Raw genomic sequence first — 24,536 nt, 5'->3', positions numbered from 1 at the left:
ATGCAAAAAAGAGTACTGATCATTACCGGAATGCACCGTTCCGGCACCTCGCTTATTACCCAATGGTTAAGCAAATGCGGCCTGCAAACAGGTGAAAGACTTGTACCCGGCGGTAACGGCAATGTTGAAGGGCATTTTGAGGATATTGAATTTTTAAAAATGCACGAGGAGATCCTGGCCGGTCACAATTTACCTGCGACAGGGCTTACTACTGAGCATGTGGCACAGTTTAGCATTTACGAAAAGGAAAAGCTTAAAAGTATCATTAAGGTTAAACAACAGTTGTACGATCAATGGGGCTGGAAAGACCCGCGCACCTGTCTGTTTCTGGATGTGTATAAGGAACTGCTGCCCGACGCCTGCTACCTGGTTATCCTGCGGGAGTATCAATCAGTAGTGAGCTCGCTTTTACGGCGCGAATTTAAGTGGCTGGAAAAAAAATACCTGGCTCGTAAATATTTTTCAAGGCTGATATGGAAGACATTCAGGCGGGGGCGCCGTATGGTAAAGTTTTACAATGATCATGCTACCGAATATTTAAAAGTTTGGATAGCTTACAACCAGGATATCCTGAAATGCATTGAAACACTACCTCGCGATGCTTTTATTGTGCTCAATTATTCGATGCTGAACGAAGAGGACGAACAGGTTTTTGAATACCTGAAAAGCAAGTGGAACTTAGCGTTAAAATACTCAAGGTTCAGGGATATTTTTAAAGAACATCTTATTGGTCCCGATGTGGGCTTTGTGCAATATATCACAGATAAAGACCTGATTACCCAGGCCGTAGTATTACAGAACAAGCTTAAGGCATATATGCAAACCGATTAATATTAAATTTCTTTTGCAGTTTGTTATACGTCTTTGCGAAAAAAGTAAACAGATATCTGTGCAATAAAGTGTAAAAGTAGTTCAATTTGCTATACAATCGTTGTTATCATGTGATAATCAGCTGATTATTTCTTCAAATTCGTTTTACGTAACATAATTAAGTATCAGCCATGATGCTTATTTAAGCAACGTAAAACCAGGGAGGAGGGATATGAAAGCTAAGTTTTTTTGCTGCTTGCCCTACAGAGTAGTCACAGGGCTTTTGATCATCATGTGCTTACACTCGCCCGGTTTTTCGCAGGCTGGAAAAGCTGGGTCGCTGGCTTATTTGAAAGCCCGCAACGGTATTGGCGGATTTAATTTGGGAGGCTTCCCGACCGGTGAACAGACGGCAGGTTTAACTTATCTTGACGGCGAAGGCAGCAAGCCTGATGCCGATAGCTGTATCACCTATGAATATCATTCGGATAAACCGCTTGATCTGGAGGGCGGGTTAACAGCAAGTCATATTTGTGTACGGACCTTTCAGGACAAGATCGTGAACATTTATATTTTCTTTAACCGCGACCAGGGATATAAAATGCTTAGTAAATTCCTGCACTGGTATGGTACGTTTACCGCAAAACCCAATGATTACCAGGACGTTTATTTGTGGGAGTCGCGCACGGTAAAACTAATGCTGAGCTATCACCCGGACGACGAACAGGGAATAGCCGTATATACCTCTGTGGCCCTAACCAACGCTATAAATACCCGGAATGCTAAAAGGTTAACGCAGTTGTTGACCAGTAATGATAAATAAAGGGTTTTAAAAGCCCCTACATTACCACTCCAAGCCGTAATCCCCGTGTAACAATACCCTGTAAGCCCTAAGGTACATTTTAGTTTCTCCCGCCTTTTTTACATTTTTACGTTACAAAATTTATATCGTACAAATGCAACATTGGTTAGTTAAGAGTGAGCCCTTTAAATATAGCTGGGAAAAATTTAATAAGGATGGTCGTACCTTTTGGGATGGCGTGCGCAATTACCAGGCACGTAATAACCTGAGGGAAATGAAAGAGGGCGACCTGGTTTTGTTTTACCACAGCAACGAGGGTAAAGAGATAGTGGGCATAGCCAAAGTGGTGAAGGAAGCCTACCAGGACCCTACAACTGATGATACCAATTGGGTAGTTGTTGACCTGGCACCGGTTGAAGCCCTGAAAACCCCGGTAACACTTGAGCAGATCAAGGCTGATCCTAAATTACAGGAGATAGGCCTGGTAAGGCAGGGACGTTTATCAGTAATGGGGGTAAAGCGCGAAGAGTTTGATTATATCTTAGCGCTGGGCAGCAAATGAGATCAATAAGCACCTGTATGAGCCGTTTTATTAAACCGGGAATAGCCGCTGTTTTATTTGCATTGCCCGGGCTGGTGAAAGCACAGGATGTTTTTAAAGAGTTTCCTGATTTATTTACTGTTCCTGAAAGCTATGTTGTAAAACATGTAAAGCAAGCGCCGGTAATTGATGGCAATGTGGAGGATGCCGTATGGCAACAGGCTAAATGGACTAAGGATTTCCAGGATATTGAAGGTCGCCTTAAGCCGCAGCCACCGCTGCAAACTAACATTAAATTGCTTTGGGACGATAGCTGCCTGTACGTTGCAGCACGGATCAAAGACCCGCATGTTTGGGCTACGCTTAAACATCATGATGATATTGTTTACCGCGACAACGATTTTGAGCTGTTTATCGATCCCAGCAATAGCACACATAAATATTTTGAAATCGAGGTAAATGCCCTCAATACCATTTTCGACCTGTTTTTAACCAAACCTTACCGCAACAATGGCGCTGCAGTAACCGGTTGGGATACGCATGGTCTGCGTTCGGCAGTAAAGGTACAGGGTACATTGAATAATCCTTCGGATACGGATAAAGGCTGGACGGTTGAAATGGCTATACCGTTCAAAGCTATTGCGGGTGGTTTTAACCGGGCTGTGATAAAGGATGGTACTTTGTGGCGCATCAATTTTTCGCGCGTGGAGTATGATACCAAAGTGCAGAACGGCAAGTATGTAAAGCTAAAGGATAATGCCGGGCATGATTTGCCGGAGCATAACTGGGTATGGAGCAACCAGGGGCTTATCAATATGCATTACCCCGAGCGCTGGGGCTATCTGCTGTTTAGCGATCACGAGGCTGATGATGTAAAGTTTGAAATGCCTTACGCCGAAGAGCAAAAGAAATACCTTTGGCTGGTTTATTACAAGCAAAAACAGTGGTATAAAGATCATCATGAATACCTGCCTTCGTTAAAAGATTTAGGTATCGAAGATAAAGTAACAGTAACCGGGAACACGAATGAGCTAAAGCTGGAGGCTACTCCTCACCAGTTTATAGCTTATATTAGTGATACTAAAACCAATGCTACCTATACAATTGACCAGGATGGCCTGGTGCAGCAACAGATAATCCCTAAACTCCATGAATAAGCGCGAATTTTTAAAGGCCGGTCTGCTGGCCGGCGTGGCCGCCCAGTTGCCCTTAGTAGGCAATGCCGCTGTTGAAGCTGCCAAAAGCAGCAAGAAAAAGGCCATGAAAAACTGGGTATGGATCAACCCTAACCAGAAAGATACCGATGATGAGCTGGCTACCCGCTACGCTTCCTACAAGGCATCGGGCATAACGGGTATATTTTTCGAGAACGACAGCGAACGCCATTTTCGCGCTGCCAAGGCTAAAGGATTGGAAGCCCACCGCTGGATGTGGACTTTTAACCGTGCCGAACTGGTGAATGATAAGCCCGAATGGTACAGCAAAAACCGCAAAGGCGAATCATGTGCCGATCATCCGCCTTATGTGCAGTATTACCGCTGGCTTTGCCCGTCGCGCCCGGAAGTGCAGGAGTATTTAACCAAAACTGTTGATGATATTTTAGCGAAGGATTATATCGATGGCATCCACCTGGATTATGTGCGTTATTGCGATGTGATCCTCCCTGTAAACCTTTGGGACCATTACAAGATCGATCAAACCAAAGAACTGCCCGAATATGACTTTTGCTACTGCGATGTTTGCAAAGCCAAATTCAAAGAAGAGTATAACCAGGATCTGGATCAGATTCAATATCCTGAAGCCAGCCTTTCATGGCGTTTATTCAGGTACAATAATATAACCCGGGTAGTTAACGGTATTTCGACCGTGGCACATCAGCATAAAAAACAAATAACTGCAGCTGTATTCCCAACACCTGAAGTGGCCCGCCGTAACGTAAGGCAAGACTGGACAAACTGGAACATGGATGGCATTTGCCCCATGATATACCACGGTTTCTACAAAGAGGGCGTAAGCTGGATAGGCAACGCCGTAGCCGAAGGCGTCCATTTCCTGGCCGGAAGGTTCCCGCTGTACGCAGGCCTCTATTTATCTGATTTTAAGAGCGACGATGAAATTCGCACTGGCATCCAGGTGGCGTTGAAAAACGGCGCGATGGGGGTGTCCTTCTTCGGTAATGTAAGGCCGGAGGTATTGGCTATACTGAAGGATGAGGTAGCGGCTTTTAAGGCGTAAAACACCCCTTTGTCTCTCACACCGTCATTGCGAGGCACGAAGCAATCCCCGACTTACAGAGCCGCTCTGCATAGTTTGGGATTGCTTCGTGCCTCGCAATGACGCTTTTAGATATACCATCAATAATGGCAATAAATCTTTCGCATTCTCGACTTATCCCCGCATTTTGTCCAATAAATCGCTTAGAGTTGCGGCTTCATCCTCGGTGAGGTTATTGCTCAGGATCTCTTTGGTTTTAAACTCGGCATCCATTTTTGAAAGGGTTGCAAGTCCTTCGTCGCTGATGCGGATATCAACCGCGCGCCTGTCTTTATTATTGGTGCAGCGAGAAACCAGTCCTTTTTGAACAAGACGATCAACAATGCGCGATGCATCCGACATCTTATCGATCATCCTTTCCTTTAGCAAATTTATAGTGGCCGGTTTAGGATACTGGCCACGCAATATCCTCAATATATTGAACTGCTGCTGGGTAATATTATGTTTTTCAAAATGACAACGAAAATAGTTAGCCAGCCAACCTTGCGTGTATGCCACGTTAATGGCTACTTTGTGGTAGTTGTCTTCAAAATTGGTACTTTGTATTTCGTCTTCTATACGCATAATAGTAGTAATGAATGGGATACAAATATGTTTAATTATTTTTAATTTAACATTGATTTATTTATCGCTATCCGTCGTATCAGAGTCATTTCCAGCCAATTTAGGCTTGCCATAACCCCAGGGACAGTGCAAACACTTATTTTTACAGCAATAGCCACGCTTTAAGTGATAGGCTTCAGTAAAAACAAAATTGCCGTCTTCGTTGATATAATAATCAATGCCTTCCTGCAACATTAATTCAGAATTTTTACAAAGATATCATCTTTAAAGTAAGCTTTCAGATGATCACCTTTGCCGTGAAGTGTCCACACCTGTTTAGGTTTGGTGTTGGCTATAGTTTGCAGGATATCGTTCCAGTCCACGTGGTCGGATATAAAGAGGGTATCCTGGTTATTAACCTGCAGGTTTTTCCATCCCGAGGCAAAAAGACGTTTTACGCCCGTGGCCCTGATGTAGCTATCAAAAGTAAAAGGCGGAACTATATAAACAAACTCATCCTGCACCTTCATCAGCTTGCGCCCGTAAATTTGATACTTGCCGGGAGGGAAGTCCATTTTTTCATAAATAGCATTGATGGGCATTATTTTATGATGCACCAGAATTTTTTTTTGAGGCGCATGCTCGGTAATGAGGTTTATTAACCGCTGACTTTTGCCAAGCGCGTAAGCACCGAGCAAAATGTTGCTTTTAATATCATTGATCTTGCGGATTTCGGCAACAGGATCAGGGTGAATAACCTCAGGGTTGGCGAAGGTGCTTTCAGTGATCAGCACATCGGCTGTAACCCATTCAATAGGCTCACAGGTGGCATCGGGCTGCAGTTTATAATCGCCGGTGTATAAATATCTTGTGCCTTCGTATTCCATCAGTACCTGGGCAGAGCCAAGCATATGCCCTGCCGGGATTAGTGTTACGGTAACCTTACCTATTGTGAATGGCTCATTAAAAGGGACAATATTAAAAACTTTGGCGGCGGTACGGTCATACCGAAGCTGCATAATGCTTGCTGTAGCTCGGGTGCAGTAAACGTTGTTGTTGCCGCTTATGGCATGATCGGCATGGGCGTGGGATATTACAGCCGTTGTTGCAGGCAATTGTGGGTCGATGTGAAAATCGCCGTATTTGCAGTACAGCCCTTTTTCGTCAAAGGAAACAAAATCGTCAAGTATCATTAATTAAGGGCAAGCGATAAGTACAGTTCATGCAAGGCTATTACCTGGGGTATAACCAGCTGTTTACCGTCGTTTATAATTACGTCATTGGCCAGTTTCAGCTTTTCATCCTGCGATAGCTGGCGGGCCTCCCGGTTTTCAACATCGGCCCGGCTTATGCCGTCGCGTTCCATAACACGGGCCATGCGGGTTTCAAGCGGTGCAGTGATCATGATGGCCCTGTCGCACATTTTGTATGAGCCGCTTTCAAATAAAATAGCGGCCTCGCGTATTATATAAGGCGCATCCTCGTGCTGTTGGTCAAAGCTTTCAAAAGCCCTGAACACGGCAGGATGTACCAGGGCATTAAGCTTTTCAAGTTCGGCTTTATTGTTAAAAACTATCCCTGAAATATACTTGCGGTTAAGGCTGCCATCATCAAAATAGGCCTCGGTGCCAAAAGTTTGTTTAATACCTTCAATAAGGAGTTGGTCGGTAACCATTACCTTTTTAGCTTCGTTATCGGCATAAAAAACAGGGATGCCAAGTAATTCAAACACTTTGGCTACAGTTGTTTTACCGCTGCCTATATTACCGGTTAAACCTATTTTTAGCATTATTTTTTTATGTAGAAATCAATATTGGCCGGAGCGATCCTTACCACTTTACAAAAGGGCGGCATGTGGATAAGCTTTACCGGCAGGGCTGTATAACCCTTATCGCGCCAAAGGTTAAGATCGGCAATGGCTTCAAACAGATCTTCATCAATATCGGCATACCGGCTTAAAGAGGTGGTAAAGGTTATTTTAATTTTTTGCGGAAATACTTTTACGTTGTAATAGTTGTTGTTATTGATCAGCTTTACGGGGATCTCCAATGTTTTTTCGGTAAATTCATCAACCGGGATAATGGCCTGTACCGAGCGCGGATAAACATTCAGGTTACCCTCATTGCTGGGCTTTAAATTAACCCTGGTATTAATGGTTTCATTAACGTTATCAAATTTAAGCGAATCTGTTTTCCACGAAGTGATCCCTCTCAAACGTTCAATAGGGCCGCTCACCGTTACGTAAGCCGGCCGTACGGTAATATTACCTGATATGGCAAATTGCTTTTGATAACTAACACCCATGGTAAGCTGAACGGGAACTTTTTTAATAAGGCGGTTGCTAAAATCGAAGTAAAGTGTATCTGGATCAATGGATGAAACCCGGTTGGCCGGATCTTTCCCCATATTGATTTGTTTTAACTGTGTGCTGTCAATAACTACATAATTACGGGTTTCGAGCGAGCGGAGATCAACGGTAAGCGGTTTACTATCGCTATTGAACCGGGAAAACAGCATTTGCCAGCCGTTGCCTTGTATGGTAGCATCAACAGTATCGGGCTGAAGCGAATGGAACGCCCGCCTTTGCGGGGCATTTTTAAAGGTTAAAACCTTTTTTACCTTGTATGGAAGCGGATCGGACAGGGTTGTAAAAATCCAGGCTATGACAGCCAGCGACAAACAGGTAAAAAATACCGAGAGCCGCCTGCGTTCTGTTGCCGATAATTTTACTATTCCCATATTTTAAGCTGAAGGCTTAATGCTAAAAGCTGAAAGCCGAAAAATGTATTACTCATTTCTTAACCTTCAGCTTTTGCTGTTTTGTTATAAATATATTGCTTTAGACTTTAAGCTTAAAGCAATGTTATAGCTTTCGGCCTTAAGCCTTATGCTTACAGAAATTAAGCTTTCTTCTCAACCACCGGTGTGTTCAATGCTTTTGAAGCCTCCAATGATATGGCCGATTTGTCAAAGCGGATCTTACCGTTTTCAACCTCAACCAAAAAGGTGGCATCATTTAAATCAATGATACGGCCATGAATGCCGGCTGTGGTTATAACCCTGTCGCCTTTTTTCAATTCTTCAACGTATTTCTTTTGATCTTTTTGTTTTTTAACCTGTGGGCGGATCATGAAGAAATAAAATACTACGATGATCAGTACCATTGGCACTAATGATCCGTAGCTGCCTAAGCCGCCGCCTGCTGAGGCCTGTAATAAAATAGTAGCTATCATTTGTTTAATTAATTGTTATTTTTTTAAAACCTCGCCAATTAAATGCACCATAGTTTCGGCAGGCTGAGTGTTTGCTGTAACGGTTATTTGTTTATCCTGTAAACCGTTTTTACCGGCACTATTAAAGGTAACGCTGATCACACCGCTCTCGCCAGGCTTAACAGGAGCCTTTGGCCAGGTAGGGGTAGTACAGCCACAAGTAGCACGGGCATTGGTAATAATTAACGGCGATTTACCGGTATTGGTGAACTTGAAATCATATGATACCTTGTCACCTTCTTTGATTTTGCCAAAATCATGGCTTTCCTTTTCAAATTTAGCTACAGGCGCATTGGCTGCAACTGCTGCGCTATCGGCATTGGTTTTTGATGCATTATTAGCTGTGCTGCCATTGCTGCTGTTGCAGGCTGAAAATAACATGCCCGCTGCTACTAAGCTTAAAAATAGTTTTTTCATTTTTTAATATTATTCTATTAAGCCACGGCCTATTTTTTTGATCTTGTTTTCGGCCTTAAGCTCTATTAAAATCTTGTCCAAGATACCGTTTATAAATGAATTACTCTTAGGCGTACTAAACTCTTTTGATATTTCAAGGTACTCGTTTATGGTAACTTTAACGGGGATAGAATTAAAGTTAATAAACTCGGTTATAGCCATTTTCATTAACAGGGTGTCCATCATGGCAATACGCTCCGGCTCCCAGTTTTGGGTTTTGGCGGCTATAAGTTCATGGTAGGCGTCATTATACCTGATGCTTTGCTGAAACAGATTTACCACAAACTCACGGTCTTCAACCCAGTTACCGGTAATTTCGGCAAGTTGGTTTAACTTGTAATCATCATTCGAAAAGTTTTTGAACGTTTTGGCAATAAGTGCCTGAAGTACGTCTTTATCAACAGGCCAAAAAATAAACCTGTCTTCAAAAACCTGCTCGGCAAGTGATGATTTAAGAATAACTTTTTTGAAAATGAATTTAATGATATCCTTATCTGTTTGCAGGGTATCGCCTGTTTTGGCAAGATACTCAGTATACTCAGGTGAGTTTTTGAGGATAATAAAAAGTGATTTTGAAAGCTCAGGCTCAAAGGTCCAGTCAACTTTGTACTTTTTCCAGGCAGTAATGTATTCCTTATTATCATTCAGGCTCAGGATAAACCTGTTGGTGAGTATTTTAAGGTTGGCATTCAAGTCATCGGCGGTGGGGAGGTGTTTGTTGGCGCGTTCCTGTGCGTCATTAGCAGCAAAACTTACTACTTCATTAATTAATGATAGCATCCAGATATACATTTCGTAAACCTGGTCTATGCTGCTTAACATATTCTTTTCGAATAGTTTAACGTCTTTCGTATCTGATTGGTGATACGCGTACAGTGCCTGTAATACCTTTACCCGGAGGTGCCTTCTGTTTAACATTTTGTAAGAACGATTTGGTTTGCTTAGTGCAAACGGTTTATATAAAAATTAATTGTTTTAATAAGATGATTTTACTTTTCTGATGTCTTCAATGCGTTTTTCAGCTATTTTATTGGCCGCGTTGATAGTTGGGATGTTTTCGGCCTTTGAAAGCTTTAACACATTACGCGTAGCTTCGTAAATGTTTTCGGTAAGCTGTAAGGTACGCTTTTTATTAAAATTCATCAACTCCGAATAGCCGGTAATAATACCTCCTGCATTGATCACATAATCGGGGGCAAAAAGTACACCTTTATCAAGCAGCATTTTGCCGTGCACATTTTCATCAAGCAACTGGTTATTGGCCGAACCTGCTATAATGCCGCATTTTAATTTAGCAATGGTTTGTGTATTCACAGTACCACCCATAGCGCATGGGGCATAAATGTCGGCATCTATATCAAAAATATTATTGTTTGATACCGGCTGCGCGCCATATTTTTTGGAGATCTGGCTTACACGCTCTTCATTAATATCGCTGGCGTAAACTTTTACGTTTTCGTCCCTAAGCAGGCGTACCAGGTTTTCACCCACGTGACCGATACCCTGTACAATAACCGATTTGCCTGTTAGGCTGTCGCTGCCGTACATTTCCCTTACGCAAGCCTTAATCCCCATCAAAACACCCAAAGCTGTAATAGGCGATGGATCGCCGCTACCGCCAATGTTTTCAGGAGCGCCGGTAACATGATTGGTTTCCATCTTGATATACTCCATATCGCGCGGGTTGGTGCCCACATCTTCGGCAGCAATAAATTCGCCGTTAAGGTTTTTGATGAACCTGCCAAATTTGCGCAGTAAAGCTTCGTTTTTGTCCTGGCGCGAATCGCCTATGATCACCGAGTAGCCGCCGCCAAGATTAAGACCGGCGATAGCTGCCTTGTAGGTCATGCTTTTGGCTAAACGCAATACATCATTAAGGGCATCGCCTTCGGTTTTGTAAGCCCACATGCGCACGCCACCAAATGCAGGGCCAAGCGTTGTATCGTGGATAGCGATAATAGCTTTCAGATTGGTATCAGGATCGGTGCAAAAAACAACTTTCTTATGCCCAAAAGCGTCAAGCTGGCTAAATATGGATTCCGGTGGATGTTGTTCAGGCATTAGTACTATAAGTAAATGTCTTTAAGCGCACAAAAGTAGAGGTTTTTTTTAATACTGGCAAAGGTAAACGCGTCTTGATTTATAATTGCTTATTGTTTTTGAAAAGATATGGCTTGCTCTTAAACATATTAAAGTAATATTATAGTCTGCACAGCAAATCGGGTAAGAAGCCATATATTAGTTTTATCTTTTATTGCCGATGAAAACCTATACCATTAAAAATACTACCGGGATTACATTGAATGAATTTTACAGAGATTTAGATGCCGGAGGGAAGCTGGTGATTTACGGTTATTGTATCTCTATAATAGCATTAACTTTCAGGCTGATATCTTCGCCTTATTTTATCAGGCCAGGCGAGTCCCAATCAAAATTTAAACGCCGTTATAATACGCTTTCATTAATTTTCGGTTGGTGGGGATTACCCTGGGGACCTATTTATACTATAGATATGATCAAGATCAATTCGAAAAGTGGGGGCGGGGTAGATGTAACCAATGAGTTGATACCTAAATTAACAGAGAAATATATTTATCATGATGCAGAAGAAATATTTACAGAAGGTATTACGATAGACTATAATGATAATGAGTTGACGAGATGATAGGATGTTTATAATACATAGTAAGCCAAAAGTATTATCGCTGATGTCCTGCCGAAGCTATTTTTGACATTCATCCGGAGGACATCTTTTTCGCTCTTCTACTGACATGATCCTGTCAGTGTTCAGTTTTTAAAAAACGGGTGTTCAGCTTTTGATTTTGTGATTTTATAACTAATTGATTATTAGTGCATATGTGTTCATGCTGAGTTTTAAGGTGCTTTGAATTATTTGTAATTTATTGATTATCAATAGTGTTTGTTTTTGAAAAAACTACAAGTGTTCATCCTTTTAAAGTTGAACACTTACAAGATTGTAACAAACGCATCAATGTAACATTCTTACATCCTCCCGACTTTTCCATCCAATCACTCTCCTCAAATTTTAATACTTTTGATTATTATGTCAGGGCTTTCCGACTTTCGGACTTTCCCGACTTCCGGACTATAATAAATGAAAGACCTCGCATACCTTAATAAATTCTTTTACAAATATCGCTGGCGGCTTATTCCGGGTGTGCTGTTTGTAATTATATCCAATGTTTTTGGTGTGCTGCCGGCGCAGGTTATCCGTGTAGCTTTTGATTTGGTTACCGAAAATATAGGCGCCTACCAGCTTTTTTCGGGTTTCGACAGGCAGAGCTTTATTTATGATATTTTCGGTACCAGTTTGTTCCTGTTTGGTACACTGGTATTGGTGCTGGCATTGCTGCGTGGTTTGTTCTTGTTTTTCATGAGGCAAACTATCATCCTGATGTCGCGCCATATTGAGTACGATCTAAAGAATGAGATCTACAATCATTACCAGCAATTGTCACTTGCCTTTTACCGCCGCCACAATACCGGCGACCTTATGAACCGTGTTACGGAAGATGTGAGCCGCGTGCGCATGTACCTCGGGCCGGGAATCATGTACACTATCAATACCGTAGTTTTATTTATTTTGGTGATATATGCCATGCTTACGGTTAACGTGCAGCTGGCTATTTTTTCGGTGTTGCCGCTGCCTATTTTGGCTGGCGTTATCTATTATGTAAATAATGTGATCAATCATCGCAGCGAGCAGATCCAGGAGCGGCTTTCTGCTTTATCCAGCTTTGTGCAGGAAAACTTTTCGGGTATCAGGGTGATCAAATCATACGTGCGGGAAAGCTTTGTGCGCGAAAGTTTTGCAAGGGAGAGTGAAGACTATAAAGTGCACTCCATGGAGTTGGCTAAAGTACAAGCCTTGTTCTTTCCGATCATGTTATTGCTGGTAGGCTTGAGTAACGTAATAACCATGTACGTGGGTGGCGTAGAAGTTATGAAAGGCAACATTACTTCGGGTAATATCGCCGAGTTTATTGTTTATCTAAACATGCTTTCGTTCCCGGTTATTTCGTTGGGCTGGGTTACCTCGCTGGTACAACGTGCCGCCGCTTCGCAAAAGCGCATCAACGAGTTTTTACATGAAAAGCCGGAAATCATTTCACCGGTTGCGGATAAACATCATGTTGACGGGTTAATTAAATTTGATGATGTATCGTTCATTTATCCTGATACAGGTATACAGGCCTTAAAGAATGTTTCATTTACTGTTGAGCCCGGCCAGATGCTGGCCATTATCGGTCGTACTGGGTCGGGTAAATCAACCATTGCCAACCTGGTAATGCGTATGTATGATACCACAGGTGGCGAGATCACGATTGACAGCCGGTCGATAAAATCGCTTGGTCTTGAAAACTACCGCTCGCAAATAGGTTTTGTACCGCAAGAGGTTTTCCTGTTTTCGGATACCATCGCCAATAACATTGCTTTTAGTGCCGATGTGCTGGATATGCCCGTTGTTGAGCAAGCCGCTAAAGACGCCGCGGTATACAATAATATCATTGAACTGGAGGAAGGTTTTACAACCCTCATTGGCGAGCGTGGTGTTACCTTATCTGGCGGCCAAAAGCAACGTGTATCTATAGCGCGTGCCATTTTTAAACACCCGCAGGTTTTAATTTTTGACGATTGCCTTTCGGCAGTTGATACCCGCACGGAAGAAGAGATCCTGAATAACCTTGGCCGGGTAATGCAGAATAAAACCAGTATCATCATAGCCCACCGCATTTCTACCATCAAAAATGCCGATAAGATCCTGGTAATGGATAACGGCCAGATAGTTGAGCAGGGCAACCACGAATACCTGATGCAGCTTAAAGGAACCTACTTTGAGCTTTACGAAAAACAACTGCTGGAAGAAGAGCAGGATGCGTAATAGCGATTAATTATAAAATCTGTTTTTTTAGTTCAAGTTTTGTGCCTGGGGCATAAGCGGCAATAATTTTTGCTTTCTGAAACTTCCCCAACCCTCGTTAAGTAGTCATGCACACAAAAAAATGACACTTTTGTTTCAAAAAACTCAATAATAGCGAATAAAATACTTGCACTTTGAAAATTTATTTATATTTATGCCAACCAAAACTAATTACAGGTAAATATATATGGGAGATTTTGACAATAGAGAGCGTGAAGAGGTTTATTCAAAGAAGGTGAGAGCCGGGAAGCGGACCTATTTTTTTGATGTAAAAGCAACCCGTTCAAACGATTACTATGTTACTATAACTGAAAGCAAAAAACGTTTGGAAGATGGGGTGTTTGTAAAACACAAGATCTTTTTATATAAAGAAGACTTCGAAAAGTTTGCCGAAGGTTTGAAAGATACCATCGATTATATCAAATCAAATCAGGAAGTAGTTGAAAAACGCTACGAGTACAGTGAAAACCCGGAAATTGCCAGGGCTTCTGCCGACGAGGATTTTTCATTCGAGATCTAATACAACAGAACAACACTAAACTAAAATAATTAAAGCCCTGCTCCTTTTTTAGGAAGCAGGGCTTTTTGCGTATCTTTTATTAAAAGCAGCTATTACAATAATATCCCCCGCATAAATAATACTGCTATAGTAAAGTAAATGATCAACCCGGTAACATCCACCAGGGTTGCTACAAACGGAGCTGACGAAGTAGCAGGGTCAGCGCCAAGTTTTTTCAATAGCAGCGGTAGCATGGAGCCAGCTAATGATCCCCATAATACAATTCCCACTAATGAAAAACCTACGGTAAAGCCTACCAATAACCAGTGTGGGCCGTAAATACTGCTGAACATGCTCCATGCGGCTATGCGTAAAAAGCCGATCAGGCCTAAGCAAATTCCCAGCATTAAGCCTGAAAGTATTTCGCGGCGCATAACCCGCCACCAGTCGGTAACAGTAACCTCACCAAGTGCCATCGCTTGTATGATCAGGGTTGAAGCTTGCGAACCGCTATTGCCACCGCTTGAAATAATAAGCGGGATAAAATAAGCCAGTACTACTACTTTAGATATTTCATCGCCAAAATAACCCATGGCCGTGGCGGTAAGCATCTCGCCTAAAAATAAAATGATAAGCCAGCCTACGCGTTTTTTTACCAGCTTAAAGAGGTTGATATCAAGGTATGGTTCATCCAGGGCTTCGGTACCACCTATTTTCTGGATGTCTTCGGTGTATTCTTCGTTAGCTATCCAAAGGATATCATCAACGGTTACGATCCCTAACAGTACGTTGCCGCTATCTACCACAGGGAGGGCGGTACGGTTATTCATCCTGAAAACATTGATGGCCTCCTCCTGCGGGTCGGCAGCGCTTAGGGCAATCAGTCGTCCGTCCATGAGTTCACTCACCTTGGTTTCAGGTTTTACCAATAAGATCTCGCGGATGCGGATGTCATCAAGTAAAACACCGTGCTCATCAATAACATAAATAACATCGATGGTTTCGGAGTTTTTACCGTAACGACGGATATGCGAAAGCACACGGCTTACATCCCAGGTGCGTTTAACGGCGATGTAATCGGGTGTCATCAAGCGGCCAACGCTTTCTTCTTCGTAGCCTAAAAGGATCAGGGCTTCTTTCCGGTTGTCGGGCGAAAGCTTCTGAATGAGTTTTTGAACAGCATCGCCGTGCAGCTCGCTAAAAAGGGCAGTACGGTCATCCGGTGGAAGTTCATTGATCAGATCTTCAACTTTTTGGCCCGAAAGTTTTTTGATGATACGTTCCTGTACCGGGAACTCAAGGATCCGGAATACGTTAATAGCGCGGTTAAGCGAAAGTATTTCGATGAATTTAGGGCCGTGTTCAGGAAGCTCACCGATCAGTTCTTCAACATCCGATATGTTGAGGTTGTTCAAATATTCCTGTAATTGGGTGTCGTCTTGTTTTTCCAGTAACAATTCTACTTGCTCAACCATTTCTTCCATATATAGACCCTCCTTTTTTTACATCGGTGTTTTAATATTTTAGCTTCTTTTTTCCGAGCGCAAAAGTCGTTTATTTTTTCAAATTATAAGGCAAAATTTTCTGTTATCTTTGCGCTTTTTAAAGTGGGTGGTTTATTAGGTTAAATGGTTGATTAGTTTATCAAAATCAAAACTTAATCAACTCAATCAACCATTCACTCAATCAACTAAAAACACAAAAATGGGTTTACAATGTGGTATAGTAGGTTTGCCGAATGTGGGTAAATCGACACTTTTTAATTGCTTATCAAACGCTAAGGCACAGGCGGCTAACTTTCCGTTTTGTACTATTGAGCCAAACGTGGGTGTAATTACAGTGCCGGATGAGCGCTTGACAAAACTTACAGAAATAGTTAACCCTAAAAGTATAGTACCAAATACTATCGAGATAGTTGATATTGCAGGCCTTGTTAAAGGTGCCAGCAAAGGCGAGGGGTTGGGTAACCAGTTTTTAGCTAATATCCGCGCTACAAATGCCATTATCCACGTATTACGTTGCTTTGATAACGATAATGTGATCCACGTTGACGGCTCAGTTGACCCTATCCGCGATAAAGAGATCATTGATACCGAACTACAGCTGAAGGATCTTGAATCTATAGAGAAAAAGATCCAGAAGGTTGAAAAGATGGCTAAAACCGGTGGTGATAAAGAAGCTAAAAAGACCTTTGATGTTTTAACCGTTTATAAAAATCACCTGCTTGAAGGTAAATCGGCCCGTACCGCACCTGTTGAGGAAGAAGATAAAGAATATGTAGCCGATCTTTGGCTGCTGACTGCCAAGCCGGTACTTTACGTTTGTAATGTTGATGAAGCCTCAGTAAATACGGGTAATGCTTACGTTGAGAAAGTAAAAGCTGCTGTTAAAAATGAAAATGCCGAAGTACTGATCATCTCAGCGCAAATTGAATCTGAAATTTCACAACTGGAAACCTACGAAGAGCGCCAGATGTTTTTAGACGATCTGGGTTTAACAGAATCAGGTGTTAACAAATTGATCAAAGCTGCTTACAGGTTATTGAACCTGGCTACTTACTTTACCGCCGGTGTGCAGGAAGTACGTGCCTGGACTATTACCCAGGGTTTCACCGCACCACAGGCCGCTGGTGTTATCCACACCGATTTTGAAAAAGGCTTTATCCGTGCTGAGGTAATTAAATACGACGATTTTGTAAAATTCAATGGCGTTGAGGCTTCTATAAAAGAAAACGGTAAGCTGGGCGTTGAAGGTAAAACCTACATTGTGCAGGATGGCGACATTATGCACTTCAGGTTTAACGTCTAAGGAAAGAGACAAGACTTTAAGAGTCAGGAATTAAGACGATAAGAAAAAAGCCAGGAATAGAGTTGGGGTAATCCTCACTTTTTCCTGGCTTTTTTTATTAGAAGTTGTTTTAAGACAAATAAGAAGATCGTCATTGTGAGGTACGAAGCAATCCCAAACTGTACATGGCCATTTGATTTGCATAGCCTCTCTGTATTTCGGGGATTGCTTCGTGCGTCGCAATGACGATTTTTTAAGCTATATCATTTTGTAACCGTGTTGTTTTTTCTTTCCTATCTTCTTGTTTCTTGAATTTTGATTTCCTGACTCTTCTTTCTTCTCCTGTTTCTTGACTCTTGATTTCTTGGCTCTCTTCCTGATTTCTTGCATCTCTGCCGTTATACCGCCGACGGCGCTACCCCATAAGCCTTTTTAAAGGCGAAAGAAAAGTGGGAGAGGTCTTTAAACCCCACATCCATATACACATCTGATACTTTATGCTTTTTTTCCTTGATCAGGAAATAGGCGTCCTTTAGCCTTTGATTTTGGATCCAGCGGTTGGGTGAGGTATTAAAGATCTGTTCAAAATCGCGCTTAAATGTAGCCAGGCTGCGGCCGGTTAGGTAGGCGAAACGATTAATATCTACATTAAAACGATAGTTTTGGGTCATAAAAGCCTCCAGGTCTATCTTGCCAGGCTCACTGAAATCAAACAGGATATTTTTGAGTTCGGGGTTGGTTTCAAGCAATATCATTACGGCCTCTTTTACCTTGTGCAGGGTAAGCGTTGGATTGATCTCGTCGCTGCTTTTATCCATATAAGGGTTTAGTGACCGGATATAATTGCTGAACAAGTCGTTCGGTTTTAAAAACAATGCGCTTTCACCGGTATAGGGGCCATCGGCGTGTAAATCAAGTTCGGCGCTCATACTTTGCAGCGTGGCCTGATCCATACCAATGGTAATGGTTTTAAATTCGCCGCCGTCAGGTGGATGCTTTACATATTTAGCCAGTTCATTCCGTTTTAGAAAGCGGTAGTCGCCCTGTTTAAAGTAGTAGTTTTTGCCGTTTACATAAAGCTCCGAATCGCCGGAGAGGATATATCCGAAAACATGGTCGGGAATAAATTGCTCGCCGGCCCTGCTTGTATGCGAGTAACAGGAGTAAAGTATGCGAGGCGATGTTTTTGGATTTGATAATGGCATGTTGCTCAAATTTAATAATATTTCCGGCCATGGGGACACGGCCGGAGGAATAATCCCCAAGGGCGTGTCCTCACGCCCGGTTTGTGTTATTGGCGATATTCGCGGTCGTGGGGACACGACCGCGGGGGAGGTATTTCTAAACCGAAAATATATTAGCTTTTTTGAACAGTTATCGATTTCCCAAAATCGGAATTCAGGAAATCATCAGCCTCGTCATGATCAGTTGAATTAGTAACCGGTAACCATTGTTCAAACTCGGCCTTGCGTGCTTCATCGGCAGCTTTTAACAAGCCGGCTGCTTCACTACCTAATACAAGATGCATAGGAGGCTCGGGATGTTCGGCAAGTTCAACCATTACTTTAGCTGCCTTTTCCGGATCGCCAACCGGTACAAATTTTCCGCTTGATATATAATCCACACGGGTATCAACAGTTTGCTCGTAGCCTTCAACCTTTGGTGCATAGCTCATGGAATCGCCGGCCCAATCGGTACGGAAACCTCCAGGCTCAACACAGGTAACCAATATGCCAAGCGGTTTAACTTCTTTTGATAAAGCTTCGGTGAAGCCACTAAGGCCAAATTTAGCCGCCTGGTACATACTTAAACCGGCATTACCAATACGACCGCCAACTGAGCTGATTTGCAGGATACGGCCCGAACGCTGTTTGCGCATATAAGGTAACACCGCGCGGGTGATTTCAATAGGCGCGTATAAGTTAGTTTCCAACTGGCTACGCACCTGTTCGCCGGTAAACGCTTCGGCTGCGCCAATAATACCGAAACCGGCGTTGTTCACCAATACATCAATTTTACCAAAGCGGGTTACTGTATCGGCGACGGCTTTGTGTACACCCGGGTAATCGGTAACGTCTAATTTTATAGGATAGATTTGGCCGGGATATTTATCAGCCAGATCTTTTAATTGTTCGGGGTTACGTGCTGTAGCTGCAACATTATCGCCGGCTGCTAAAACTGCTTCTGTAAGGTTGCGACCTAATCCGCGGGCGCTGCCTGTTATAAACCATACTTTTTTCATAGTGTTATCTTTATTTTGATGACACAAAGTTAGGTTGATGAGAGGATGCGCGTTTTGTTAGAAAGCTCAAATTGCTTTGTTGGAAAGCTCAATGAACTGAACCAAGATTTTCTTGATTAGAGGATTGCTTGATAGGGGGCGATAGATTATCTATCAAGGAAATCCTCTAATCCTAAAAATCATGGTTCCTTAAAAAAAGCTACTCATCTTTTCCATATACTCCTCAATAGGCATGCTATTACGCATGTTCATCAGCATGTTACCCATATTGCCTATTACTGTACGAAATTGATTGCTTTTGCCGGTTGCCAGATCATCGATAGCATTAACGATCAGCGTTGGATCGTCAAGCTGCGATTCATCACGTGAGCCCATCAGGTTTTGTAGTTTGCTGGTAAGTTCGTCGTAAGCGGTTATGTCGGGATTTTGGTTCCAAACTACGCTGTCTACAAAGCTATTATCTTTTGAGCCGCCTTGCTCTATCAACCTTAAGTGGATATTAAGAGGCTTTAATTCGTAGTAAAGTCCCTCGGTAAGGCCTTCCAGCGCAAATTTCGACATGTTGTACAGTGAGCCAAGCGGCACAGCCGTGGTAATACCCATGAACGAACTGATGTTGATGAAGGTACCGCAACCGTTTTGCCTGAAATGCGGCAGAAAAGTGCGGATCACGTTAATTGGTCCACGGGTATTTACTGCAAACTGCCAGTCGATATCTTCTTCTTTGGCAAGCTCCAGTGCGCCATAGGTGCCCATGCCCGCGTTGTTCACCACCACATCAATTTTGCCGAAAGCAGCTATCGCTTGTTCTGTAGCGGTTTTTACCTGTTCAAGGTTGGTTACATCCAGCTTAAAGATTTTGATATTAGGGTATTGTGTAAGTTCGGTTTCTTTTTCGGGGGTACGCATAGTGGCGGCTACGTTCCAGCCTTGTTGTGCAAAATGTTTGGCGGTTAATTTGCCCAGCCCGCTACTGGTTCCGGTTATAAAAATTGTGTTTGACATGTTATTTATTTTGATGATGCAAAATTATAACGGAATTGGTATAATTTTGTAACCAGTTACACAGAGTATACCAGTATGGAAGCAGAAATAGCGTCACACGAGCGTAATCATGCCGATGAACGGCAGGCACTTCAGGACACCATGTATGTTATAGGGGGTAAATGGACGCTGCCAATCATCAATTCTATTTGCAACGGTAACCACCGTTTCAGGGAAATTGAGCGGAGTATCCCCGGCATTACCACGCGGATGTTATCGCGCGAGCTAAAAGCAATGGAGATGAATAAGCTTGTTAGGCGGGTAGTTACGCCTACAAGCCCGGTTTTGATCGAATACCAGTCGACAGAGTATTGCAGGAGTTTTGGCAGTATTATTTTGGAGATGATAAAATGGGGTAAGGAACACCGCGAGATGCTGCGCAGCGAGAATAAGCTTAATTGGTGATTTTAATATAGCCGGTAACTGTTTCATTCCTCATTGTAAAAGTTAAGTTATCTTTAACAGCTCTATCTATGATAAAACCTATTTTCACGGGGAATGAAACACCTAATCAAACAAACCTTTAAAGTCCTTTTACTGCTGGCTTTTATATTTATATCCAGCTATTCATCGGCTCAAAAAAAACAATTGCCCAATATCATTTTTGTTTTGGCTGATGATATGGGTTACTCAGATTTGAGCTGCTATGGCAATCCTGTGATCCGTACACCTTTCCTGGATAAAATGGCGCAAAAAGGGGTGAGGGCTACCAATTATGTGGTGAGCAGCCCGACCTGTACACCATCGCGCGCTTCACTGCTTACCGGGCGTTACGCTTCAAGGATGAATTTGCCCGCGCCGATAGGCCCCGGATCAAAGCTTGGCATCCCTGATCAGGAAGTTACCATTGCAGAGATGTTGAAACAAATCGGATACAAAACTGCCATGATAGGTAAATGGCATCTTGGCGATCATGCACCTTATAATCACCCGATGGCGCAAGGTTTTGATTCGTACTATGGTTTGCTGTACAGCCATGATTATCGTTCACCTTACGTTAAAACCGATACAACTATAAAAGTATTCCGCAACCATAAGCCGGAGATCCTGAAACCGGCCGACTCATCACTGATTGACCTGTACCAGCGTGAAGCCATCCGGTTTATCAAGAAACAGAAAAAGGGGGATAAGCCTTTCTTTTTATACCTCGCTCATAATATGCCGCATTTGCCGGTTGCTTTTGCATCATCGGAAAAAAATAAAAACCGCAGTGATGGCGGGCATTTAGGTGATGTGGTTGAACAACTGGATGAGAGCCTTGGCCAGGTTTGGAGAGAACTGGAAAAACAAGGACTGGCAGATAATACGATATTTATGTTTTCGAGCGATAACGGTCCGTGGATAGAGTTTCCAGACCGGATGCTGGGCGATAATGCTACCAAACACTGGGATGCCGGTACGGCCGGAGTTTTTCATGGCAGTAAAGGGCAATCATACGAAGGTGGTGTGCGTGAACCGTTTATCGTTTACTGGAAAAACCATACCCCGGTTGGCGCAAGCATTACAAGTATGATGAGTAACCTTGATGTATTGCCCACTTTAGCTAATTGGACAGGAGCCCCGTTGCCTAAGGGCAGAACATTGGATGGGCAATCAATAGCTGACGTGCTCACAGGTAAAGCGCCCAAACATCCTGAACACCGGCCAATTTATTATTACAATAACAGCGTTTGCGAAGCTGTACGCCTTGGCGACTGGAAATATCGCGAAGTAAAGGCTAACAATAATATTGGTGGAGTAGCGGGCTCTCCGCTACCTGCCCAAATTGAACTGTTTAACCTGGCCTATGATCCCAGCGAGCGTACCAATGTCATCAAAGAATATCCCGAAATCGCCCAAAAGCTGAAAGCTCTTTTTGACCAGTATCCGGGGATGAAGGAGAATTAGGATAGAAAAAGTAAAAAACGCGTCATTGCGAGGCACGAAGCAATCCCCGATTTGCAGAGAAGCCATTCGAGCGTCTCTGTATAGTTTGGGATTGCTTCGTGCCTCGCAATGACGACTGTTATTATTTAACTCTCCCTTATCGTCGTCTTATCCTCCAGCGCCATCTTCGCAATCTCATCCTTCCGCTTAAAGCTTACGCCTTTATGCTGCTGCATGTATTTAATTAGCTCATTGGCGGCTTTAACCATTTGTGGGGTGCCGCCTATGCGGTCATGGAAGCTGATAGACATTTGGCGGCGCTTAAATTCTGCTTCGGCATACAGTTGGTCGAACTCCATTTTTACCTGGCTCAGGAATTGATCAACAGAGAAGTTTTTGCCTTCTATCAGCACAATATCGTTATTGCGCAGGGTATAGGGTACAACCACAAAATCTTTTTGATTTACCGGGATGATAAAAGGTTCATCGCGGCTCAGGTCGTCAATGTGGTATACGAAGCCAAGCTCCTGTAATATTTTCAGCGTGTTTTCGCCGCGGCGCAGCCAGTTGGCATTGTAGCCTACCGGGGTAAAACCGGTTACTTTTTTAATGGCATCGGCCCCATCTTTTATAAACTGTTTTTCTTGTTCATAGGGCATGGTATATTGGGTAGCCCAGTTCTTGCCATGTGCTGCGGCTTCGTGCCCACGGTCGACAATCTCTTTAGCCAGAGCAGGGTTTTTAAGCGCCGCCGCACCAACCATGTGCGATGTTACTTTTATGCCGAGTTTATCCCAGTTATCCAGCATACGCGGAATACCTTCTTTATAACCATATTGAAACCAGGTGGCACCGGGCAGATCGATATAACCCTTTTGCATATTTTGTGGGAATGGACTTTCGGCATTATCAGGCTGACCGCCAGCCTCAAATTGCATGGATACGGAAACCACCAACCTTGAGCCATCGGCCCATTTTGATGTGCCGGAATTGTTGATGGCTGTGTGTTGTTTAGCAGCTACTAAGTTGCTGCTCACAAGGCCGGCTAAACCTAAAAGGCCACCCTGTTTTACAAATTCTCTTCTTGAGCTCATGATCTTATTTGGTAAAGAAAAGGTTATCTAATGAATAGGTGTTGTTAGCTGCAAACTGAAGCAGTACGGCAAAAAAGGCAGCATGGATCAGTTGTGAAGGCAGGATCTCCCAGTTTTCGATCAAACAGCTGCCCAATATCAATATCATCATTACTGCACCGCCGGCAACTAAAGCAGGTTTGGTAAATAATCCGGATAGCAGCAACACGCCAATGGTAAATTCAGCGATAGGGAGCAGGTAGCTAAAAGGTGTCACCATAAATTTAGGCAGCATTGATTTTTCGAAGGTGCCAACCATCCAGTTGCTGAAAGTATTAAGTTTAGGTAAGCGAACCAGGCCGTGACCAAACATGCTGGCGCCTATGGCCAGTCTTAATATTACAAATGTTAAATCGTTCATGATGTGTTTGTTTTGATAAGTCAAAGTTCTGTATAATCGGGGCCTGAGCCTTGTACATTCCGGGGGATGATCTGTAACTTTACGGGTATGGAAACCAAAAACCTATACCGGCCATATGAGCTGGAACTGCTTGAAACAAGCCAGTATACAGCCAAGCCACATCGTAATACATTTTTTGAGATGGTTTTTACGCTGGAGGGCAGAGGAATCCAGATCATTAACGGGCATGAGCTGCCTTATGCGTCTGATAAGTTCTTTTTGATTTTTCCGGAAGATCATCATGGCTTTGAGGTGCACGAGTTAACGCGGTTTTATTTCATCCGCTTTACAGATAGTTACCTGAAAACCCAAAGCGACCAATGGGTTAAAAAAATGGAGTTCATTTTTCATAATCATAACCATTTGCCGGGCTGTATCCTTAAAACAGTTACCGATAAGCCCTTGGTAAGGGCAATGATTGAGGCTTTGCAGCGGGAAACATCAAACGAGTTTCCGCAGCATAATGAAGTGGTTGAACAATTGATGAATACCATCATCACTATTGCCGCCCGTAACATCACCCTGCAGCAGCATGCCAATATTATAAAGCAACCATCAACAACTACACTGCCGCTGCTTAACTACATTCATGAATATATTTACCAGCCCGACCGCTTAAAAGCCGAGTGCATAGCCTCATCATTTAACTTTTCGCCAAATTATATCAGCGAATATTTTAAGAAAACCACCGGCGAAAGTTTGCAGCAATACATCACCAGCTATAAGCTAAAGCTGATAGAAACCCGCCTGCAATACACCGATAAGCGCATGAGCGAAATTGCCTATGAGTTTGGTTTTACCGATGAAAGCCACCTGAACCGCATTTTTAAAAAATATAAGGGAGAGAACCCGACGGCGTTCAGGAAGAGGTATGCGGAGGTGAATAGGTGAAAACAAAAAGGGACTTGCAATTTGCAAGTCCCTT

The 24,536-nt window shown here is 43.0% G+C and carries 27 protein-coding genes; 12 read left to right on the top strand and 15 right to left on the bottom strand.

Annotated elements, in window-relative coordinates; all coding sequences use genetic code 11:
* The 5 genes from AC1DUD_RS10545 to AC1DUD_RS10525 all read left to right on the top strand — a co-directional run bounded on the left by AC1DUD_RS10545 (window position 1) and on the right by AC1DUD_RS10525 (window position 4,388).
* The gene (locus tag AC1DUD_RS10545; protein WP_477374365.1) at window positions 1-831 is read left to right on the top strand and encodes a sulfotransferase; all 831 of its coding nucleotides are present in this window, start codon (window positions 1-3) and stop codon (window positions 829-831) included.
* A 271-nt stretch (window positions 832-1,102) separates the two neighbouring features.
* A complete protein-coding gene (locus AC1DUD_RS10540) occupies window positions 1,103-1,633 on the top strand; it encodes a hypothetical protein (RefSeq protein WP_477374363.1) in 531 nt (176 codons plus the stop codon).
* A 133-nt stretch (window positions 1,634-1,766) separates the two neighbouring features.
* Window positions 1,767-2,174 carry an EVE domain-containing protein gene (locus tag AC1DUD_RS10535; RefSeq protein ID WP_477374361.1) on the top strand — a complete coding sequence of 136 codons (408 nt, stop codon included), beginning with the start codon at window positions 1,767-1,769 and terminating at the stop codon, window positions 2,172-2,174.
* A 17-nt stretch (window positions 2,175-2,191) separates the two neighbouring features.
* Window positions 2,192-3,310 carry a carbohydrate-binding family 9-like protein gene (locus AC1DUD_RS10530; protein ID WP_477374359.1) on the top strand — a complete coding sequence of 373 codons (1,119 nt, stop codon included), beginning with the start codon at window positions 2,192-2,194 and terminating at the stop codon, window positions 3,308-3,310.
* On the top strand, window positions 3,303-4,388 hold the full coding sequence (locus tag AC1DUD_RS10525) for a family 10 glycosylhydrolase (protein ID WP_477374357.1): 1,086 nt from the start codon (window positions 3,303-3,305) through the stop codon (window positions 4,386-4,388). Before AC1DUD_RS10530 ends, AC1DUD_RS10525 begins: the two co-directional genes overlap by 8 nt.
* 153 nt (window positions 4,389-4,541) lie before the next feature.
* Here the strand turns inward: AC1DUD_RS10525 and AC1DUD_RS10520 are convergent, their stop codons facing one another.
* From AC1DUD_RS10520 to AC1DUD_RS10480, 9 genes are all read right to left on the bottom strand, one after another.
* Window positions 4,542-4,991 (bottom strand): MarR family winged helix-turn-helix transcriptional regulator, encoded by a 450-nt coding sequence (locus tag AC1DUD_RS10520; RefSeq protein WP_090528061.1) that lies wholly within the window; start codon window positions 4,989-4,991, stop codon window positions 4,542-4,544.
* Window positions 4,992-5,048: 57 nt separating this feature from the next.
* The gene (locus AC1DUD_RS10515; protein WP_477374355.1) at window positions 5,049-5,225 is read right to left on the bottom strand and encodes a DUF5522 domain-containing protein; all 177 of its coding nucleotides are present in this window, start codon (window positions 5,223-5,225) and stop codon (window positions 5,049-5,051) included.
* Window positions 5,225-6,163 carry an MBL fold metallo-hydrolase gene (locus tag AC1DUD_RS10510; protein WP_477374353.1) on the bottom strand — a complete coding sequence of 313 codons (939 nt, stop codon included), beginning with the start codon at window positions 6,161-6,163 and terminating at the stop codon, window positions 5,225-5,227. The genes AC1DUD_RS10515 and AC1DUD_RS10510 overlap by 1 nt, the downstream gene beginning before the upstream one ends.
* On the bottom strand, window positions 6,163-6,759 hold the full coding sequence (coaE, locus tag AC1DUD_RS10505) for a dephospho-CoA kinase (protein WP_477374351.1): 597 nt from the start codon (window positions 6,757-6,759) through the stop codon (window positions 6,163-6,165). Before coaE ends, AC1DUD_RS10510 begins: the two co-directional genes overlap by 1 nt.
* Complete coding sequence (locus tag AC1DUD_RS10500; protein ID WP_477374349.1) at window positions 6,759-7,709, bottom strand: YbbR-like domain-containing protein; 951 nt, start codon at window positions 7,707-7,709, stop codon at window positions 6,759-6,761. Before AC1DUD_RS10500 ends, coaE begins: the two co-directional genes overlap by 1 nt.
* Window positions 7,710-7,870: 161 nt before the next feature.
* Window positions 7,871-8,203, bottom strand: a complete 333-nt coding sequence (yajC, locus tag AC1DUD_RS10495; protein ID WP_477374347.1) for a preprotein translocase subunit YajC — start codon at window positions 8,201-8,203, stop codon at window positions 7,871-7,873.
* Window positions 8,204-8,218: 15 nt separating this feature from the next.
* Window positions 8,219-8,659, bottom strand: coding sequence for a DUF1573 domain-containing protein (locus tag AC1DUD_RS10490; RefSeq protein ID WP_477374345.1), 441 nt, complete (start codon window positions 8,657-8,659; stop codon window positions 8,219-8,221).
* 9 nt (window positions 8,660-8,668) lie between these two features.
* A complete protein-coding gene (gene nusB, locus AC1DUD_RS10485) occupies window positions 8,669-9,616 on the bottom strand; it encodes a transcription antitermination factor NusB (RefSeq protein WP_477374343.1) in 948 nt (315 codons plus the stop codon).
* Window positions 9,617-9,673: 57 nt separating this feature from the next.
* Complete coding sequence (locus AC1DUD_RS10480) at window positions 9,674-10,759, bottom strand: Glu/Leu/Phe/Val family dehydrogenase (RefSeq protein ID WP_477374341.1); 1,086 nt, start codon at window positions 10,757-10,759, stop codon at window positions 9,674-9,676.
* A gap of 199 nt (window positions 10,760-10,958) precedes the next feature.
* Between AC1DUD_RS10480 and AC1DUD_RS10475 the strand changes: the two genes are divergently transcribed.
* The 3 genes from AC1DUD_RS10475 to AC1DUD_RS10465 all read left to right on the top strand — a co-directional run bounded on the left by AC1DUD_RS10475 (window position 10,959) and on the right by AC1DUD_RS10465 (window position 14,160).
* Window positions 10,959-11,363: a hypothetical protein gene (locus tag AC1DUD_RS10475; RefSeq protein ID WP_477374339.1), complete on the top strand. Its 405-nt coding sequence runs from the start codon at window positions 10,959-10,961 to the stop codon at window positions 11,361-11,363.
* Between the two features lie 450 nt (window positions 11,364-11,813).
* Window positions 11,814-13,601, top strand: a complete 1,788-nt coding sequence (locus AC1DUD_RS10470) for an ABC transporter ATP-binding protein (RefSeq protein ID WP_477374337.1) — start codon at window positions 11,814-11,816, stop codon at window positions 13,599-13,601.
* Window positions 13,602-13,827: 226 nt separating this feature from the next.
* Window positions 13,828-14,160: a DUF3276 family protein gene (locus tag AC1DUD_RS10465; RefSeq protein WP_090528014.1), complete on the top strand. Its 333-nt coding sequence runs from the start codon at window positions 13,828-13,830 to the stop codon at window positions 14,158-14,160.
* Between the two features lie 92 nt (window positions 14,161-14,252).
* Here the strand turns inward: AC1DUD_RS10465 and mgtE are convergent, their stop codons facing one another.
* Window positions 14,253-15,623 carry a magnesium transporter gene (mgtE, locus tag AC1DUD_RS10460; RefSeq protein ID WP_477374334.1) on the bottom strand — a complete coding sequence of 457 codons (1,371 nt, stop codon included), beginning with the start codon at window positions 15,621-15,623 and terminating at the stop codon, window positions 14,253-14,255.
* A gap of 220 nt (window positions 15,624-15,843) precedes the next feature.
* Here mgtE and ychF point away from each other — a divergent pair, with 220 nt between their 5' ends.
* A complete protein-coding gene (ychF, locus tag AC1DUD_RS10455) occupies window positions 15,844-16,947 on the top strand; it encodes a redox-regulated ATPase YchF (RefSeq protein WP_477374332.1) in 1,104 nt (367 codons plus the stop codon).
* Between the two features lie 377 nt (window positions 16,948-17,324).
* On the opposite strand, the gene AC1DUD_RS10450 is transcribed toward ychF, so the two are convergent.
* The 3 genes from AC1DUD_RS10450 to AC1DUD_RS10440 form a co-directional block, all read right to left on the bottom strand.
* Window positions 17,325-18,131 carry a helix-turn-helix domain-containing protein gene (locus tag AC1DUD_RS10450; RefSeq protein ID WP_477374330.1) on the bottom strand — a complete coding sequence of 269 codons (807 nt, stop codon included), beginning with the start codon at window positions 18,129-18,131 and terminating at the stop codon, window positions 17,325-17,327.
* Window positions 18,132-18,283: 152 nt separating this feature from the next.
* Window positions 18,284-19,168 carry an oxidoreductase gene (locus AC1DUD_RS10445; RefSeq protein WP_477374328.1) on the bottom strand — a complete coding sequence of 295 codons (885 nt, stop codon included), beginning with the start codon at window positions 19,166-19,168 and terminating at the stop codon, window positions 18,284-18,286.
* Between the two features lie 189 nt (window positions 19,169-19,357).
* Window positions 19,358-20,173 carry an SDR family oxidoreductase gene (locus tag AC1DUD_RS10440; RefSeq protein ID WP_477374326.1) on the bottom strand — a complete coding sequence of 272 codons (816 nt, stop codon included), beginning with the start codon at window positions 20,171-20,173 and terminating at the stop codon, window positions 19,358-19,360.
* A gap of 75 nt (window positions 20,174-20,248) precedes the next feature.
* Here AC1DUD_RS10440 and AC1DUD_RS10435 point away from each other — a divergent pair, with 75 nt between their 5' ends.
* Entirely contained in the window at window positions 20,249-20,617 is a 369-nt protein-coding gene (locus AC1DUD_RS10435) for a winged helix-turn-helix transcriptional regulator (RefSeq protein ID WP_477374324.1), read from the top strand.
* 93 nt (window positions 20,618-20,710) lie between these two features.
* A complete protein-coding gene (locus tag AC1DUD_RS10430; RefSeq protein ID WP_477374322.1) occupies window positions 20,711-22,099 on the top strand; it encodes a sulfatase family protein in 1,389 nt (462 codons plus the stop codon).
* 125 nt (window positions 22,100-22,224) lie between these two features.
* Here the strand turns inward: AC1DUD_RS10430 and AC1DUD_RS10425 are convergent, their stop codons facing one another.
* Together AC1DUD_RS10425 and AC1DUD_RS10420 are read right to left on the bottom strand one after the other, a co-directional pair.
* The gene (locus tag AC1DUD_RS10425; RefSeq protein WP_477374320.1) at window positions 22,225-23,172 is read right to left on the bottom strand and encodes a polysaccharide deacetylase family protein; all 948 of its coding nucleotides are present in this window, start codon (window positions 23,170-23,172) and stop codon (window positions 22,225-22,227) included.
* Window positions 23,173-23,176: 4 nt separating this feature from the next.
* The gene (locus tag AC1DUD_RS10420; RefSeq protein ID WP_477374318.1) at window positions 23,177-23,572 is read right to left on the bottom strand and encodes a DoxX family protein; all 396 of its coding nucleotides are present in this window, start codon (window positions 23,570-23,572) and stop codon (window positions 23,177-23,179) included.
* 87 nt (window positions 23,573-23,659) lie between these two features.
* Here AC1DUD_RS10420 and AC1DUD_RS10415 point away from each other — a divergent pair, with 87 nt between their 5' ends.
* Window positions 23,660-24,502 carry a helix-turn-helix domain-containing protein gene (locus tag AC1DUD_RS10415; protein ID WP_477374316.1) on the top strand — a complete coding sequence of 281 codons (843 nt, stop codon included), beginning with the start codon at window positions 23,660-23,662 and terminating at the stop codon, window positions 24,500-24,502.
* Window positions 24,503-24,536: the final 34 nt, after the last annotated feature.

The sequence above is a fragment of the Mucilaginibacter sp. P4_A11 genome (genome assembly GCF_056402535.1).
This window is presented reverse-complemented; position numbering and strand designations above follow the sequence as displayed.